At 62.3% G+C, this 17,253-nt stretch carries 13 protein-coding genes; 6 read left to right on the forward strand and 7 right to left on the reverse strand.

Annotated features, from left to right (window positions below):
- Window positions 1–21: 21 nt before the first annotated feature.
- Window positions 22–378, reverse strand: a complete 357-nt coding sequence (locus tag VIE67_RS11545; RefSeq protein WP_332026337.1) for a 4a-hydroxytetrahydrobiopterin dehydratase — start codon at window positions 376–378, stop codon at window positions 22–24.
- 201 nt (window positions 379–579) lie between these two features.
- Between VIE67_RS11545 and VIE67_RS11550 the strand changes: the two genes are divergently transcribed.
- Window positions 580–1,188, forward strand: a complete 609-nt coding sequence (locus VIE67_RS11550) for an NfuA family Fe-S biogenesis protein (RefSeq protein WP_332026339.1) — start codon at window positions 580–582, stop codon at window positions 1,186–1,188.
- Between the two features lie 49 nt (window positions 1,189–1,237).
- On the opposite strand, the gene VIE67_RS11555 is transcribed toward VIE67_RS11550, so the two are convergent.
- Together VIE67_RS11555 and VIE67_RS11560 are read right to left on the reverse strand one after the other, a co-directional pair.
- Entirely contained in the window at window positions 1,238–1,582 is a 345-nt protein-coding gene (locus tag VIE67_RS11555; RefSeq protein WP_332026341.1) for a c-type cytochrome, read from the reverse strand.
- A 23-nt stretch (window positions 1,583–1,605) separates the two neighbouring features.
- Window positions 1,606–1,944, reverse strand: a complete 339-nt coding sequence (locus VIE67_RS11560; RefSeq protein WP_332026343.1) for a c-type cytochrome — start codon at window positions 1,942–1,944, stop codon at window positions 1,606–1,608.
- Window positions 1,945–2,437: 493 nt separating this feature from the next.
- On the opposite strand from VIE67_RS11560, the gene VIE67_RS11565 reads away from it, so the two are divergent.
- From VIE67_RS11565 to VIE67_RS11585, 5 genes are all read left to right on the forward strand, one after another.
- Window positions 2,438–3,661 carry an efflux RND transporter periplasmic adaptor subunit gene (locus tag VIE67_RS11565; protein ID WP_332026345.1) on the forward strand — a complete coding sequence of 408 codons (1,224 nt, stop codon included), beginning with the start codon at window positions 2,438–2,440 and terminating at the stop codon, window positions 3,659–3,661.
- The gene (locus tag VIE67_RS11570; RefSeq protein ID WP_332026347.1) at window positions 3,658–7,107 is read left to right on the forward strand and encodes an efflux RND transporter permease subunit; all 3,450 of its coding nucleotides are present in this window, start codon (window positions 3,658–3,660) and stop codon (window positions 7,105–7,107) included. Before VIE67_RS11565 ends, VIE67_RS11570 begins: the two co-directional genes overlap by 4 nt.
- Window positions 7,104–10,178, forward strand: coding sequence for an efflux RND transporter permease subunit (locus VIE67_RS11575; protein WP_332026349.1), 3,075 nt, complete (start codon window positions 7,104–7,106; stop codon window positions 10,176–10,178). Before VIE67_RS11570 ends, VIE67_RS11575 begins: the two co-directional genes overlap by 4 nt.
- A 104-nt stretch (window positions 10,179–10,282) precedes the next feature.
- Window positions 10,283–11,371: a glycosyltransferase family 9 protein gene (locus VIE67_RS11580; RefSeq protein ID WP_332026351.1), complete on the forward strand. Its 1,089-nt coding sequence runs from the start codon at window positions 10,283–10,285 to the stop codon at window positions 11,369–11,371.
- On the forward strand, window positions 11,368–12,414 hold the full coding sequence (locus VIE67_RS11585; RefSeq protein ID WP_332026353.1) for a glycosyltransferase family 9 protein: 1,047 nt from the start codon (window positions 11,368–11,370) through the stop codon (window positions 12,412–12,414). Before VIE67_RS11580 ends, VIE67_RS11585 begins: the two co-directional genes overlap by 4 nt.
- Before the next feature lie 24 nt (window positions 12,415–12,438).
- Here VIE67_RS11585 and VIE67_RS11590 read toward each other — a convergent pair whose 3' ends face one another.
- The 4 genes from VIE67_RS11590 to VIE67_RS11605 form a co-directional block, all read right to left on the reverse strand.
- Window positions 12,439–14,958 (reverse strand): DUF349 domain-containing protein, encoded by a 2,520-nt coding sequence (locus VIE67_RS11590; RefSeq protein WP_332026355.1) that lies wholly within the window; start codon window positions 14,956–14,958, stop codon window positions 12,439–12,441.
- Between the two features lie 18 nt (window positions 14,959–14,976).
- The gene (locus tag VIE67_RS11595) at window positions 14,977–16,236 is read right to left on the reverse strand and encodes a TraB/GumN family protein (RefSeq protein ID WP_332026359.1); all 1,260 of its coding nucleotides are present in this window, start codon (window positions 16,234–16,236) and stop codon (window positions 14,977–14,979) included.
- 16 nt (window positions 16,237–16,252) lie between these two features.
- Window positions 16,253–17,152 (reverse strand): carbon-nitrogen hydrolase, encoded by a 900-nt coding sequence (locus VIE67_RS11600; protein ID WP_332026360.1) that lies wholly within the window; start codon window positions 17,150–17,152, stop codon window positions 16,253–16,255.
- Window positions 17,149–17,253: agmatine deiminase family protein (locus tag VIE67_RS11605; RefSeq protein WP_332026366.1), on the reverse strand; the 105-nt coding region annotated here is incomplete at its 5' end. The genes VIE67_RS11605 and VIE67_RS11600, both read right to left, overlap by 4 nt.

A 17,253-nucleotide genomic window follows, 5' to 3' on the forward strand; every position in this document is an offset into this window, starting at 1 on the left:
TATCGCCGGCAGCGGCAATGCCTATGCTTTGAGCAACGCTTCGGTCTTCGCCGCACAGATGAAATCGTTGCGCGACAAGCCGCCGACATCGTGCGTGGAGAAGCACACGAGCACGCGGCCCCACCCAAGTTCGATATCCGGATGGTGATTTTCTTTCTCCGCGATCCAGCCGAGTGCGTTCACGAAGGCTAGCGCCTGAGCGAAATCGGGGAAACTGAATTGCTTGCGGATATCCGCTCTCTTCGGCCCGAATTTCCAGTCGGGCAGTAATGCCAGCAATTCGTCCGCCTGCTCGGGCGATGTGGCATTTTGTATACCTTTCAGCGGAGTACACTTCTGCGCAAGCAGTACTTTAAGACGGATTTTTGTGTCGGCCATGTTGATGTCGCTCCAATGAGGCACGCCCATTGCAACACCAAACGCGCAACTTCGCCACCGGGCGCAAGGTGTGCCCGCGCTGGTTGGTGCGAAGAAGCAGCGATGAATCACGACGTACCGAAGACTGTCCGTTCATGCCATCGGCGTTAAATGAGGACTATAATGGTCCATATTCGATCCAATGCAGAAGACGCACTTGCCATGATCCAGATTTCACCAGCCGCGCAGAATTATTTTCGTCACTTGGTCGAGCAGCAGAATATCTCTGGGCTCGGCATCCGCATCAAGGCGATCCATGCGGGTACGCCCAAGGCCGATTGCGTGCTCGAGTATTGCGAGCCGGGCGACCTTGCCGGCGACGAGTTGAGCATCGATTGCGCGGGCTTCAATATCCATATCGACGCCGCCAGCACGCAATACCTGGAAGATGCCGAAGTCGATTATCAGGTCAACGCAACCGGTGGTCAGCTGACGATCCGTGCGCCGCGGATCAAGGGCAGTGTGCCCGACGCGAACTCACCGTTCGCAGACCGTGTGCAGTACGTGCTCGACAGCGAGATCAATCCACAGATCGCCGCGCACGGCGGCCGGGTGAAACTCGTCGAAGCGAACGCCGATGGCGTCGTGGTGTTGCAGTTCGGCGGCGGTTGCCACGGTTGCGGCAATGCCGATGTGACCCTCAAGCAGGGGATTGAGCGCACGCTGCGTGGCCATTTCCCGGAGATTCGCGAAGTGCGCGATGCGACGGATCACGCCAGCGGGCACAATCCGTATTACAAAGGTGAGAAGGGCGCTTCGGCGATGGGGTGAAACACCATCGTTCATTCCGGTAAATTCTGCCGGAAATGACAAACGTCGATCAGTCGCCCTGTTCGTACTTCGACAAATCATCCAGCTTGGTCGGCATGGCGCCGAAGTAGCGCGCGAGCGCGTCGATCTCGGCATCGCTCAGCGTCGCGGCGAAACCGGCCATGATCGCGTTCTTGCGTTCACCGGATTTGTACTCGTGCAATGCGCGCGCGAGATAGTCGTGGTATTGGCCGGCGATGCGCGGATATTGGCCCGTAGTGCCATTGCCGTCGGCGCCGTGACAGGCGGCGCAGGTCTGCGCTTTTTCCTTCACCTTCTCCGCTGGAATCGATTCCGCGTTCGCGACATTGGCCGCCAAACCGAAGGCAACGAGCAGGGCAATCATTCGCATCATATCGGGCATGTTCCTGAGGCCAATCATTTGCTGATACTCGACAGGTACGTGGCGATGTTGCGGATGTCCGCTTCGGACAAACTCTCGCCCTGTGCGCGCATGGTCGGATGGGCGCGTTCGCCGGTCTTGTATTCGGTCAGCGCCGCGACGATGTACTCGTAGTTCTGGCCGACGATGCGCGGCACGTGATAGTTCGGATAGGCGTTGGTGTAACCGGTCACCCCATGGCAACCGCCGCAGGTATACACGAGGGCTTTGCCGGCCTTGACGTCACCCTTGTCGGTGGCTTCGGCGGCATGCAGGGAAGAGGCAGTCGACGCAGCGATTATCGTCAATGCGCAGGCAAGTAGCGTTTTTGTCATGAGTGGTTTTTCAGCGCCGGGGTTGGATATCACGGGACAAAGTATAGCAGCGCCTCGCACGCCGCCACTAGGCACCGGGACAAAATGTCACCCGTGAAGAATCGAGCACGCAGCGGATCATCGCGTACTTCGACACGCCTGATTGTTTCTCGACGAAGTCTTGCGCAGTGCGCGCCTGTTTCTTGTGTCAGCGGCTCGCCATGCGGGCGACTGTCGGCGCGAACTGCTTCGTTTGATAAGCCAAGCGTCAAGGCGCCATTCGCGATTTCGTTGGCGCAGGTTCGCGCATCGTCGCTGCGCATTCTCTGACGCTTCCCACAACCCATTACTACTGGCGCTTACGCTTGCAACTTTTTGTATCCAGACTGCATCCATGGGTGGAGGCCGCCTGAGTCGGATCGCGGGAGCTTGCAGTAATGTAGTGATATAGTCTAGTATAACACCATATCAATTCTTACCCCTCCCTTATAAGCGCCCAATCATGAGAATCCAGATGAGTTTGCTCCGCACGGCTGGCTATTGCTGCAGCGTTTTCCTGCTTGCTGTCCAGCTTGGTGGTTGCGGCAACGGCGGCAATGCAGCGCAGGCCAAGGAAACCAAGACGGACGCGGTTACCGCGGTGCCGGTTGAAGTTGCAAAAGCATCGCGCGGCCAGATCACCGCCAGCTACAGCGGAACCGCGACGCTGAGCCCCGACCACGATGCCCAGGTCGCGGCGAAAACCGGCGGCGTGCTGAAAAAGTTGTACGTTGAAGAAGGCATGACGGTCAAGGAAGGACAGTTGCTCGCGGAACTCGAAGACGCGACGCAGCGCAGCCAGTTGGCGCAAGCCGAGGCGCAGATGCGCAAATCCGACGCCACCTTCGCCTATGCCCAACAGTCGATCGCCAAACAGCTGATTCCGAAGCGCGATTTCGATCAGGCGAAATTCGACATGGAAAATCTGCGCGCAGCTTACGAGAGTGCGCGCCTGCAGCTTGCGTATACACGTATACTTGCGCCGATCGACGGGGTGATCGCGGAGCGCTCGGTCAAGCTCGGCAATCTGATCCAGACCAACCAGGCCCTGTTCCGCATCGTCGGCATGAACTCGCTGCAGGCGGTGCTCAATGTTCCCGAGCGCCAACTCGGCATTCTCAAACCTGGCCAGCCGGTCGATCTTGAAGCCGACGCGCTGCCAGGCAGAAAATTCACCGGCAATATCCTGCGCATCGCGCCCGTCGTCGATGCCGCGAGCGGCACATTCCGCGTCACCTGCGAATTCCACGACAAGACCGGCGCACTCAAGCCCGGCATGTTCGGCCGCGTCGAGATCGTCTACGACCAGCGCGCCGACGCATTGACCGTGCCGCGCTCGGCGCTGATCGAGGAAGACGGTGAGACGGCGGTGTTCGTGGTCGAGCCGGGGAAACCGAAACCGGCCGACGCGGACAAGGCGGGCGCTGATGCGAAAGCCAAACCGGATACGAGCGTCGCCGACGCGAAAAAGGCCGATGCCGCCAAGCCCGCAGCACCGAGCCTCGTGGCCCATCGCAAGCTGGTGAAAGTCGGCTACAGCGACGGCGACAAGGTGGAAGTTCGTTCCGGCCTCGACGAAGGCACCCAGGTCATCACGATCGGGCGCAACGCGGTGCGCGACGGCACGGCCGTGCTGATACTCAACGGCGACAAAGACAAGGTGCTTGCCGACAAGGCGGTAGCGGGGGCGAAAGGGTGAATATCGTCGAGGCCGCAACGCGCCGGCGCGTAACCGTCGGCATGGTCACGCTGACCTTCGTCCTGTTCGGCATGATCGCGCTGTTCGGACTCAAGGTGAACCTGTTGCCGGACCTGAGCTATCCGACGCTCACCGTGCGCACTGAGTACGAAGGCGCAGCGCCGCTGGAGATGGAGAACCTGATTTCGCAACCGGTCGAGGAAGCGATCGGCGTGGTCAAGAACCTGCGCAAGATCCATTCGATTTCGCGCACCGGCCAATCCGACGTCGTGCTCGAGTTCGCGTGGGGCACCAACATGGACCAGGCCGGCCTCGATGTGCGCGACAAGCTCGACATCCTGCAGCTGCCGCTCGAAGCGAAGAAGCCGGTGCTGCTGCGCTTCAATCCGTCGACCGATCCGATCATGCGCCTGTCGCTGTCGGCGACCGATGCGCAAGGCGCGAACCAGGCGCAGCTCAAGCAGTTGCGCCGCTTCGCCGACGACGAATTGAAAAAACGTCTCGAGCCGACCGCCGGCGTGGCCGCGGTCAAGGTTGGCGGAGGCCTCGAGGACCAGGTCGATGTCGACATCGACCAGCAGAAACTGCAGCAGTTGAATATCAGTGTCGCCGACGTGACCAAGCGCCTCGCCGACGAGAACGTCAACGTTTCCGGCGGCCGTATCGAGAACGGCTCGCAGCGCTATCTCGTGCGCACGGTCAATCAATTCACCAATCTCGAGCAGATGCGCGAGTTGCTGATCAAGGTCGACAAGGGCGTACCGATCCGACTCAAGGACGTGGCCACGGTGCAGCAGGGCTACAAGGAGCGCGAAGGCATCGTGCGCGTGGACGGGCACGAGTCGATCGAGCTTGCGGTCTACAAGGAAGGCGACGCGAATACGGTCAGCGTCGCCAAAGGCGTGAAGCAGCAGCTGGAAAAGCTGAAAACCATCCTGCCGCAGAATTCGAAGCTCGACACGATCGACGATCAGTCGATCTTCATCCAGAGCTCGCTCGACGACGTGCGCAACGACGCGATCATCGGCGGTGTGCTCGCTATCCTGATCATCTTTTTCTTCCTTGCCGATTCGTGGAGCACGTTCATCATTTCGCTGTCGCTGCCGGTATCGCTGATCGCGACATTCTTCTTCATGGGTCAGGCCGGCGTGAGTTTGAACGTGATGTCGCTCGGTGGCCTCGCGCTCGCGACGGGCATGGTCGTCGACGATTCGATCGTCGTGCTGGAAAACATCGCGCGCATGCGCGAGCAGGGCTTGAGTATCGTCGACGCCGCGGTGAAGGGTGCGCGCGAAGTGTCGATGGCAGTGACCGCCTCGACCCTGACCACGGTCGCGGTGTTTTTCCCGCTGGTGTTCGTGCAGGGCGTGGCCGGACAGTTGTTCCGCGATCAGGCGCTCACGGTCACGTTCGCGATGATCATTTCGCTGATCGTCGCGATGACCCTGATTCCGATGCTCGCCTCGCTCAGGGGCAGGGCGCCGCTCGCCTACAAGGACGAGGCGCCGTCGACGGGCTGGCAGCCGACGAGTCGTTTCGGCCGCTTCGTGAAAAAAATACTTTCGCCGGTTTCAACCCTGTTTTTCCAATGGCTGCCGCGCGCGTTCGCCTTGATCGTGTTCGTCGGGTTCGGCGTGGTCGGCAAGGCGGTCGGCAAGGTCCTGCGCATCGTCGGCCGCTTCGTGCTCGCACCCTACAACAACGCGGCGCGCGCCTATCACGCCTTCCTGCCCAAGGCGCTTGCGCATCCGTTTCTGGTGCTCGGGTTTGCGGCGCTAGCCTTCGTCGGCAGCGTGCTGTTGATTCCGACCCTGGGTATGGATTTGATTCCGCAGCTCGCCCAGGGTCGTTTCGAGATGTCGGTAAAAATGCCGCCTGGCACGCCGCTGGCCGACACCGATGCGCTGGTGAAGGAGTTGGAACAGAAGAATGCGAAAGATCCGAACATCGAATTGATCTACGGCGTCAGCGGCACCGGCACGCGCCTGGACGCCAATCCGACCGAATCCGGTGAAAACATCGCGCGCATGTTGGTCGTGCTCAAGCATGGCGTCGGCGACAGAGGTGAACTTGCCGCGACTGAAGTGTTGCGCGCGAGCATGATGTCGCACCCTGGCACTGAGGTGAAATTCTCGCGCCCGGCGCTTTTCAGCTTCGCCACGCCGCTGGAAATCGACTTGCGTGGATACGATCTGGCATCGCTGGAAAAAGCCGGCAAACGGCTCACCAGTCTGATGAATGCGTCGCCGCGCTTCGCCGACGTGAAATCGACGGTCGAGGGTGGCTATCCGGAAATCCAGATCCATTTCGATCAGGAACGCGCGGCGGCGCTCGGCCTGACCACGAAGCAGATCGCCGATCAGGTGGTAAACAAGGTGCGCGGCTCGGTCGCGACGCGCTACAGCTTCCGCGATCGCAAGATCGATGTGCTGGTACGCGCGCAGCAGGATCAGCGCGCCTCGGTCGACGATATCCGCAACCTGATCGTCGGTTACCCGACCCAAGCCGCGGGGAACAGCGCGACGACCGCGGGCTCCAATTCGTCAACGTCGTCGGCGTCGGGCAATTCAACATCGGGTGCCAGCGGCACCTCGACTTTGTCGACCGGCGATACAAATCCCGGTGGCGGTTCTGCCAGCAACGCCGCGGCACCGATCCGTTTGTCGTCCGTGGCCGATGTGGTCTCGACCGAAGGCCCGAGCGAAATCCATCGCATCAGCCAGGAGCGCGTCGCGATCGTGTCGGCGAACCTGCACTATGGCGATCTCGGCAGTGCAGTCGCCGAAGTGCGCAAATTGATTCGCGACAATCCGCTCGCCGCCGGTGTCACCACGCATATCGGCGGGCAGAGCGAGGAACTCGATGCGTCGGTCAACTCGCTGATCTTCGCGCTCGTGCTCGCGATCTTCCTCGTCTATCTGGTGATGGCGTCGCAGTTCGAATCGCTGCTGCACCCATTCGTGATCATGTTTTCGATTCCGCTCGCCCTGGTCGGCGCCGTGCTCGCGCTCAAGCTCACGTTCACGCCGCTCAGCGTCGTCGTGTTCATCGGCCTGATCATGCTCGCCGGCATCGTGGTGAAAAACGCGATCGTGCTGATCGACCGCGTCAACCAGTTGCGCGAAGAGGGCGTGCCCAAGCTCGAAGCGATCGCGCGCGCGGCCGAGTCGCGTCTGCGTCCGATCACGATGACGACGGTGTGCACGCTGTTCGGCTTCCTGCCGCTGGCGATCGGCTGGGGTGACGGTTCCGAGGTACGCGCGCCGATGGCGATCACGGTTATCGGCGGATTGCTGGTCTCGACCTTGCTGACCCTGATCGTCATTCCGGTGGTGTATACCTTGCTCGATCGGCGCGGCGACGCACTGTATCGCGAACGCGGCGAACGCAAGCATGCCGCGGTACTCGACTCCGCCGAGATGGCGCCGCAAGGGGCCTCGCCGTGACCCTTGCCGAACTGAGTCTCAAACGTCCGGTCACCGCGGTCATGCTGTTCGTGTCGATGACCGTCATCGGTCTGATCGCCGCGTTCCGCCTGCCTCTCGAAGAACTGCCCGACATCCAGTTTCCGTTCATGCTGGTGAACCTGCCGTATCCGGGTTCGACGCCGAGCGAAGTCGAACGCACGATCACGCGCCCGGTCGAGGAAGCGTTGTCGACGCTGACCGGAATCGAGCGCATGAACTCGGTGACCGGTGCCGACAACGTGCAGATGTTCATGCAGTTCAAATGGGGGCAGGACACCTCGATCAAGGCGGTGGAGGCGCGCGGCAAGATCGATGCTATCCGCGCCGACCTGCCGAGCGATCTCACGCGCTATCAAGTGCAGAAATTTTCCGCCGCCGACGAAGCGGTGCTGAAGATACGCATTTCGTCCGATCGCGACCTGTCCAATTCCTACGAGTTGCTCGACCGCTCGATCAAGCGTCCGCTCGAACGCCTGCCGGGCGTTGCGCGCGTGGAGATCCAGGGCGTATCGCCGCGCGAGGTGCAGATCGAGATTTCGTCCGATCGCCTGACCGCGGCGGGAGTCGGTCTCAACGAGCTCTATCAGAAACTGTCGGCCGCGAATTTTTCCACATCGGGGGGCCTGGTCAAGGAAGGCAATCTGCGTTACCACGTGCAGCCGGTCGGCGAGTGGCACAGCGTCGACGATGTGCGCGCGCTGGCGATCAACGACAAGGGTCTGAAGCTCGCCGATATCGCCGATATCACGCTGAAGCCGGCGCGCCTGAGTTATGAGCGCCATCTGGACATGCGTCCGGCCATCGCGATCGATATATTCAAGGAGCGCAACGCGAATCTGGTCGAGATCGGTCGCACGGTGCTGGCGGAAGTGAACAAGGCCGCGCAATCGCCGGAGATGCAGGGCATCAAGCTGATCGTGATCCAGGACCAGGCCAAGGGCGTCACCGACAGCCTGACCCAATTGGGCAAGTCCGGTCTCGAAGGCACGCTGCTTTCGATCATCGTGCTGTTCTTTTTCCTGCGCGACTGGCCGTCCACCCTGATGGTGTCGCTGGCGATTCCGATCTGCTTCGTGATCACCCTTGGCTGCATGCAGATGTTCGGTCTCACCCTCAACGTGTTGTCGATGATGGGCCTGCTGCTTGCGGTCGGCATGCTGGTCGACAACGCCGTGGTCGTGGTTGAGAGCATTTATCAGTATCGCGAGAAATATCCGGATAAGCCCTGGTATTGTGCCGTGCAGGGCACGCAGATCGTCGGTATCGCGATCGCGGCGGGCACGCTGTCGAGCATCATCGTGTTCCTGCCGATGGTTCTGCGCGAGAAGAACGGCATCAGCATCTACCTTACCCAGGTAGCCGTGGCGATGGCGATTGCGCATCTGGCATCGTGGCTGGTTGCGGTTAGCCTGGTGCCGATGCTGTCGGCGAAACTGCCGCCGCCGAAATTCATCGGGCGCAAGAACATCATCACCAAGATGCAGGGCGGCTATGAGCGGTTGATCGGAACGAGCCTGGCGCATCGGCGCTGGACGATGATCGGCCTTCTGGCGTTGCTGCTGGTCAGCTTCGTGCCGATGCAGTTGACCAAGTTCGACATGAACGGCGGTGGCGATTCGAAGAATCTGTTCATGTTCTACCGTCTCAATGCACTGTATCGGTTACCCGAGCTGAGCCACTCGATCGGTCAGGTCGAGCAGTGGCTCAACGAGCACCGCGAAGAATTCCACATCAAGAACATCTATTCCTATTTCGACGAGAAAGGCCAGGCCAACACCAATATCTTCCTCGACGACAGCGGCAAGGTCGCCTTCGATACGAAAAAAATCACCGAGGCGATACGCAAGGGCGTGCCGAAAATTTCGATCGGCGAGATCGGTTTCGGCTTCAACGACTCCGGCAGTGGCAGCGATCCGACGATCAATGTCACTCTCAATGGCGATTCCGGCGACGTGCTGCGCGAGATTTCCGCCAGCGTGATACCGATCCTGCAGCAGATACCGAGCTTGCGCGACGTGCGCCCGGCGCAGGACAACGGCAACCAGGAAATGGCCGTGCGCGTGGATCGCGAGAAAGCCAAGACCTACGGCTTCTCGGCCAACGACATCGCGCAATACATTGCGATCGCATTACGCGGCGTGCAGTTGAAGGATTTCCACGGCGACGACGCACAGGTACCGGTCTGGCTGCGCTTTGCGGGCAGCGATACGCAAAGCGTCGAGGGTCTTTCGGATTTCAAGCTGCGTCGACCCGACGGCGTGCAGGTGCCGCTGCTGGCGATGATCGACGCACATACGCAGAACGCCACCTCGGTGATCGAGCGCGAGAACCGGCAGACCTCGCTCGGCATCAAGGCCAATCTCGCCGACGGCAAGACCAGCAACGATGCGCGCAAGGACATCGAGGCGGCGATGAAGAACGCGCAGCTGCCGCCCGGTTACCGCTGGAGCTTTGGCCAAAACTTCGACCGCGACGACGAAGCCGGGCAGACGATGCTGTTCAACACCCTGATCGCGCTGGTGCTGGTCTACGTCGTGATGTGCGCGATGTTCGAATCGCTGATCTATCCGGCGGCGATCCTGACCACCTTCATCTTCTCGATCTTCGGCGTGTTCTGGCTGTTCTGGATCACCGGCACCACGTTCACGATCATGGCTTCGATCGGCGTGTTGATCCTGATGGGTGTCGTCGTCAACAACGGCATCGTGATGATCGTGCACATCAATCAGTTGCGCCATCAGGGCATGGACCGGCGCGAGGCCCTGATCCAGGGTGCGAAGGATCGTCTCCGCCCGATCCTGATGACGATGGGTACGGCGATCCTCGGCATGGTGCCGCTGTGCATCGGCCATGCCTCGATCGGCGGCGATGGACCGCCGTATTATCCGATGGCGCGCGCGATCGTCGGCGGACTTGTTTTCTCGACCCTGGTCAGTCTGCTCGTATTGCCGACGATATACTCGCTGCTCGACGACATGAGCCTTTGGGGCAAACGCGTGTTGCGCGATGCGCGCGCACGGCGCTGGCGGCCGCAGCCCTCGGCCGGCTGAGTAGACTCAATCTCGCAAGCGGCAGGGCGGGGTGTCGAACACTCGGTTCGTGAGCGGCCAACCGTTTTACGAAAATTTTCACGCCATCAAATTCACAATCGCACATGGATATCCAGTTATTGCGCCGCCGTCTTGCGCAGCGTGGCATGCAGCTCGTCGCCGGCGACGGCCGCTCCGCGTCCGCGCAGATGCAGGCCCTGCCTGCGAGCGGTGTGTTTCGCGTCCTGATCTGCCGGCTCAGCCACAGCCTCGGCAATACCTTGCTGATGACGCCGCTGATCCAGGAAATCGAGGCGACCTGGCCGGGCGTCGAAATCGATCTGGTCACGCGCAGTCCCGCTGCCGCCGAAATTTTCGCGGGCTACGATTGCGTGCAGAATATTTTCTGCATGCCGCGGCATGGCGTGCGTCACCCCTTGCGCTTTCTGCATCTGCTGCGGAGCATGCGCGATGCGCATTACGATCTCGCGATCGACACCGATCCGCGTTCGCAAAGCGGCCGCGCGCTGCTGCTGCGCAGCCGCGCGCGCTACAAGCTCGGCTTCGTCAGCGACAGCAAGGGCGGCACGCTCAGCCACGCCATCGATCCGCAAGCAGCGCCGAAACATGCCGGACAATTTCCGGTGTATTTGCTGCGCGCTGCGCTGCGCCGCCCCGCGTCCGAATATCCACCACTCGATTTGCGCCTGACTCACGCCGAGCACGAGCAGGGTGGGCAGATCCTTGCGCGTCTGACCGCGCAGATTCCAGGCGCAGGCGCAAAGAAAGGCATCATCGGCATTTTCGCCAACGCCACCGGGCCGAAGTTTCTCGACGAAGCCTGGTGGCGCGACTTCATGCCGGCGATCGAAACGCATTTTGCGGACTTCGCCATCGTCGAGATCGTGCCGATGTCGGGCGAGTCCATGTTGGGCAACCGCTATCCGGCGTATTACTCGACCAGCATCCGCAAGCTGGCCAAGGTGCTGTCCCAACTTTCGATCCTGATCTGTCTCGACTGCGGGATCATGCATCTGGCGCGCGCGAGCGGTACGCGCACGGCCGCCATCTTCACATCGACGGAGACGGCCGAGTGGGGACCGTACGGTGCTGGGGCATACACCATCCGGGGTGAACATCAAACTGGGGAGCAGGTAGCGCACCGCCTCATTGCAGAAGTGCCGGCGGGCGCTTTTCATACCGCGCCGACGTGACGGCCCCCGCAATCACGCCGATGCTTGTCCGCTTCGGCCGCATGGGTGACATGGTGCAGCAGGCGCCGCTGCTGCACCTGCTGCATCGGCGCTACGGGCAACCCTGCATCCTGCTCAGTGCGGGTGCCTGGTCGACTCCGCTGTATACCGGCAATCCGGATGTCGGGGCGCTCTGGCAACTGCGCACTCGGCATACGCCGTTCGTGTTGAGTCCGCGGCGCTGGCTGCTGGTGCGCGATTTGCGCAGATACGACGGTCCAATCTACATCAGCGACGATGTGCCGCGTCAGGTCGAGAAAATCCGCAACCTGTTGATGCGTGCAGGCGTGCCGCGCGAGCGCTGTCTGTTCCTTGTCGACAGCAACGAGATCCACAGCGTGCACGGGGTCGATCGCCTGCTCGATTTCGGTCGTCTGACTCCGGCGGCTTATGCTGCCACCGACTATCCGTGGCAGGAAGGTGACCTGCAACGCGCCCCGTGCCTGCCAATCAGCGTGAGCGATCGCGTGGACCGCGATGCCTGGCTCAGACAGCACCAATTCGACGGGCGACCGCTGGTGCTCTTGCAACCCGGCAACAAGCGCACCAGCCGGCGCAAACGCAGCCGCCAGATCGACAACAAGGCCTGGCCGACCGAGCGCTGGGCGGCCTTGCTGCGCGCCATGCGCGAACGCCTGCCGGACGCGCAGCTGCTGCTGTGTGGGTCCACGCACGAAGCTTCGCTATTGCAGGAAATTCGCCGCGGCAGCGGTTTGCAGAAAGTCGCCATCGCCACACGCGATCTGCCGCTGCGCCGCCTGCTTGCGCTGGCCGAAATCGCGCACAGCATGGTGGCCGTGGATACCGGCCCTGCGCACGTGGCCGCCGCAGGCGGCTGTCCACTGGTCGTTCTGTATGGTCCTCAATCGCCCGAGCATTGGGATCGCCGCAGCGCGTTCGGTCGGCCGGTGATCAATCTCGGCGGTGCACAGCCGGGTGGACGCGTCGACGTAATCGATTTGGACAGTGTCGTACGCGCGTGGTCGAGCATTGCATGCGGCTAGGGGTGGTATCCGGGAGACGAGCCCTTAGGGCAACGAGGCGATACCGGCCTGCGCCGCACGGACAAAGCGCGCTTCCAGACCATCCGATTGCGGAGCCTGCGCGAACCATAGCGCCAGCGCCTGCAGGAGCTCGGACTCCGGCGTCGTCGCCGCACGGTCGCGCATGCGCGAGGCGAGGCGCTTCACCTGGTAGTTCATGCGCCGCTGGCGATCCTCGGTCGGCGTGTCCATGCCCGCAAGAAATTCGAGTTCAACCAGTCTGTCGCGCGCCTGCGCATCATCGGTTTGCTCCGACCCGACACCGGCAAGCGCGCGCGTGTGCCGCGCATCGAGGGCTGCGGCAAGCCCAGTGTCAGCCGCTGGCAGCACCTGCCAGCGCGGCGCCACGGCATCGACCGATTCAGCCCCAGTTTCGAGCGCGCGCAGCAAAGTATATTTTTCCAGCGCATCGGTATAGCGCGACAGATGCTGCTGGCGCGCGGCATCCTGCAGATGCGCTGCGATCGCGTCGTGCGCCTTGCGATAGCGCTGTTCGAGGGCGCGATCGTCGCAACGTTGCGCCTGCCAGCGCGAATCCAGATCGCGCAGTTTCGCCTTGATCGAATCGGCGGTTTGCGCACTATCGGCGCGCAATGCATCAATTTCATCGAGCAGGTTTTGCGTCTGTGCTCGCGCGGCCGTGGATTGGACTTCGCGTTCCTGACGCGCGGTATCGAGTTTGCCGAACGCCGCATCGCAGGCGCCGCGGAACGCATGCCATTGACGCTGGTCGACAGCGCGCTTGCCGTTGCCCAGCGCGGTCCATTGCTGCTGCAATTCGCGCGCGTTGCGCGCCACGCTGCGCGGATCGGTCGCCTGCGACAGCGCCGAAGCGCGTTCGATCAGTTGCTGCTTTGCCGCCTCAATGGCCGCCACATGCGCATCGATACGCGGCGCGACCGCGCCGATCGCTTCCTTGATGCGCTTGCCCAGACGCGTGCGCTCACGTGGATCGACGGCGTCGAGCGAGCGCAGCGCCTCGCCAAGTTTGATCCGCAGGGCGCCGACTGCCTTCCAGTCACTGATTTCCGTCGGCAGCGACGCCACGGTCTGCAATAGATTCTGGATCTCTTCCGAATGCGCATGGCGCAACTCATCGCGCTTGTTGAAATAGCCCTTGGCGGGTTTCAGCGCGCGGTGGCACAGAGCATGGAAACGCCGCGCGATGCCGGATTCACCGGCACTTGCCGCGCCTTCGGATGCGTCCAGCCGCTGCCACTCGTCGCGCGCTTCGCGCACGCGGGTCGCCAGCGCATCCGGATGCAGCTTCGCCTCAGCCAGGCCATCGATGCCTTCGCAAATCGCCTGCCGGCGCTGCTGGTTGGCCCACTGTTGCCAGCGCTTGAGTTCGTCGTAGCGCGCATGCAGCGGTGCCAGCCGGCTTTCCAGCGGAGCGGGCAGGGCACCGATCATCGACGCCAGCGTGACGAGTCGATCGTGCGTCGCATGCGAGGTGCCGACATCGCCGGCATCCAGCGTCGTCACGTAGTCCGCAGAGAGTTCTTCTATTTCGCGCAAATGCACGTGGCGCAGTTCGCGCTCACGCTGCGATTCGGCGGCGGCGCTGGCCAGCGCCACATCGAAACGCGCCTGCGAAGCGAGAAGTTCGACCGAAAGCAACGCAGGCATGGCCGCGTCGGCAGCACCCTTGGCATGGTTGGCCGACGAGGTGGGCTCGGACTGTGGCTCCGACGCCGATGGAACAATGGATACTTGTGGATTTTGCGCATTTGTACGCATTTGCCGGATCAGGGCGGCGGCGCCGTTGTAACGCGCCCGCAGGTCCGCCGGTACACTGTTACCAAGTGCTTGCCACTCCGCCTCGATCGCGGCGAGTGCCGCATCGTCGGTGGATGCCGGTCTGCGCATCAGCATTTCGAGACGTTCGCACAGTTGCCGCGCCTGACGCGCTATCGCATCCGTGTCGCCGCTGCCGATGCGCCGCGACGCAACGAGCTCGCGTGCGCGCCGGCTGATCGCCTTGTCGGTCTTGCGCGCGCGCTCGGCGATGCGTTCGAGCGCTGCCACGTCGGTAACCCGTTCCAGCGCGGCAAGGCGCAGCTGCGCATCCGGATCGGCGACCGCGCGCTCGGCCAGCAATGCCGGCCGCGTGACTCGTTGCAGTGCTGCTGCACGCAGTTCGCGGTCGCTGGCCTGGGCCGCGATTTTTTCCATTTCCTCGGCGCTGAGCGTGTCGAGTTCCGCGATGCGACGCGGTAGCGCCGGCACGCGAGCATCGTTCAAGCAGAGCAGGGCGAGGTAGGCGCTGCGTGCGCTGCGGCGGATTTCGCCGTCGCTGTCGCCGGTGGATCGCTCGCGCCATGCCTCGTAGTCGTTCAGACGCTTGAGTGCAGCCAGGCGCACGCCGGCGTCGCTGTCGCTGCGGGCGATTTGCGCCAGCGCGACGAGCAAGTCAGCGTCGTTGTCGGTGGCGATCGCGGCGCGGCGGACTTCAGGGTCCTTGTCCTGCCACTTCGGTTTGAACAATAGACGAGCAAGATTCATGACGATAACCGAAGGCGCTCAAAGTAAGCGGTTGAGGATACGGATGCCGGCCAGATACTCGCCGAGAACCATGCCGAAATTGCACAGCAGGAATACCAGCAGCGTGCGCGAGACGCGGTTCTTCCACCAGCCGCGCCAGTCGATGACGTCGTCGCGTAACGACTCGAAATCGGCGACACGCGGCCGGCGCAGCGTCATCTCGACCGCAGCCGCTACCGCGCCGACCGGCACGAATGGACGAAACGGCTTCAGTGGACCAACCACAAAGGCGGTCAACGCGCTGAGCGGATGGCCGCCGCCGAGCAATGTACCGAGCGCGGCCAGGCCACCGGTGAACAACACCCAGTCGCGCAACGCACTCACGCCCAGATGAGCGCCACGGGTGAATGCGAAGGCGATCGCGCAGACGATGATCGCGAGCACGCCAAGACCGATCCACTTCGGCCATTGCGCCGCTGGCGGAGTAGTGTTGAGCGTCTGGATCATTCCGGCCGGTGCTTCCTGCTGCGCTTCGAGCTCGCGCGTCATTCCGGCCAAATGGCCCGCACCGATCACGGCGAGTACGCGCTTGACCGGCGTGTTTGCGCTTTGCGCGGTTTGGCTTTCCTGGCGCAACCGCGCCGACATGTAGCTATCGCGCTCGCCGATCAGGCTGCGAAACAGCGGCTCGGACTGTTCGGCGAATTCGTTGAACGCACCCTGCAGCATGTCGCCTTGTTTGAGTTTCTCGATATCGGCTTCGGCAACTTCACCGCGCTCGAACAGGCTCGCAACCAGACCCGACAGGATACCGAAGCGCTGGAAGAAACCGACGCTGCGATACGCTCGTTTGAGCGTGATGCTGACTTCGCGGTCGATCAACCAGATGGGCTTGTGCTGCGCCTCGGCGAGCTCGGCCGCGGTTTTCATCTCGGCACCGGGCTCGATACCGAACTGCTCTGCAAGGCGACGCTGGTAAGCCGACAAGGCCAGATTCGCGGCGACCATTCCGGCCTTGCCCTGGCGAATGATCTGCAGCAGATCGAGATTGCGCCAGGCCTCGCGGTCGCGCAGAGCACGATAGCGCGTATCGCACAGTTCCACCGCGATCGCGTCGAAGTTTTCCGTTTCGATCAGCTTCTGCACGGCGACAACCGAAGCGCGCGAGACATGCGCCGTGCCGAGCAAAGTATACTCGACGCCGTCGCGGGTCACGCGCGCGAGCGGCTGATCGGCGAGGATGTCGTTCGAGGAGGCCGCGGCGGTTGCGGAACTCACCGCCGTGGTTGGGTCATTCATCAAATTATTGTCGGGTTCAATCACGGTAGCGCCTGAGCAGATCGGCATATGCGTCGACGCGGCGGTCGCGCAGGAACGGCCAGATGCGACGCACGTTTTCGCTGCGCTGCATATCGACATCGGCGATCAATAATTGGCGTTGATCGGTTGAGGCCTGAGCGAGAAATTCCCCCTGAGGTCCGGCGACAAAGCTCGAGCCCCAGAATTGGATGCCGCGCGCGCCCGCTGCCGTCGAATCCGTTGGCGCGGGCTCGAAGCCGTAGCGATTGCAAGCAAGCAGGGGCAGACCGTTGGCGACCGCATGGCCGCGCTGCACGGTGATCCAGGCATCGCGCTGGCGCGCTTTCTCGGCGTCTTCGTCGGCCGGATCCCAGCCGATCGCGGTAGGGTAGAGCAGCAGGTCGGCGCCGGCCAGCGCCATCATGCGCGCACCCTCCGGGTACCACTGGTCCCAGCACACGAGTACGCCCAGCTTGCCGACCGAGGTCTGGATCGGTTCGAAGCCGAGATCGCCCGGGGTGAAGTAGAACTTCTCGTAAAACGCCGGATCATCCGGAATGTGCATTTTGCGGTATTTTCCACAAATAGCCTTGGCCCGGTCGAACACCACGGCGGTGTTGTGGTACAGCCCGGCCGCGCGACGCTCGAACAGCGACGCGACGACGACCAGATTCAATTCGGCGGCGAGCGAGCCGAGACGATCGGTGCTCGGCCCCGGGATGGATTCCGCGCGATCGAATTCGGCGACGCTTTCGTGCTGGCAGAAGTAGGGTCCGTTATGCAGTTCCTGCAGCAGCACCAACTGTGCATTTTGCGCGGCCGCTTCGCGCAGGCCCACTTCGATCGCATCGAGATTGGCCTCGCGGCTGCCGCGGTCGCGCTCCTGCAACAGCGCCACGCGCAATGGCTTGCTCACTTCAATACTCCTCGCGGCAACTGCATGGTCATGCAATGCAGGCTGCCGTTCTGCCAGATCAGGGGCCGACAGGGTACCGGAATTACTTGACGGCCGGGATG

Source organism: Rudaea sp., assembly GCF_036560865.1.
In the GTDB taxonomy this organism is placed as follows: Bacteria; Pseudomonadota; Gammaproteobacteria; order Xanthomonadales; family Rhodanobacteraceae; genus Rudaea.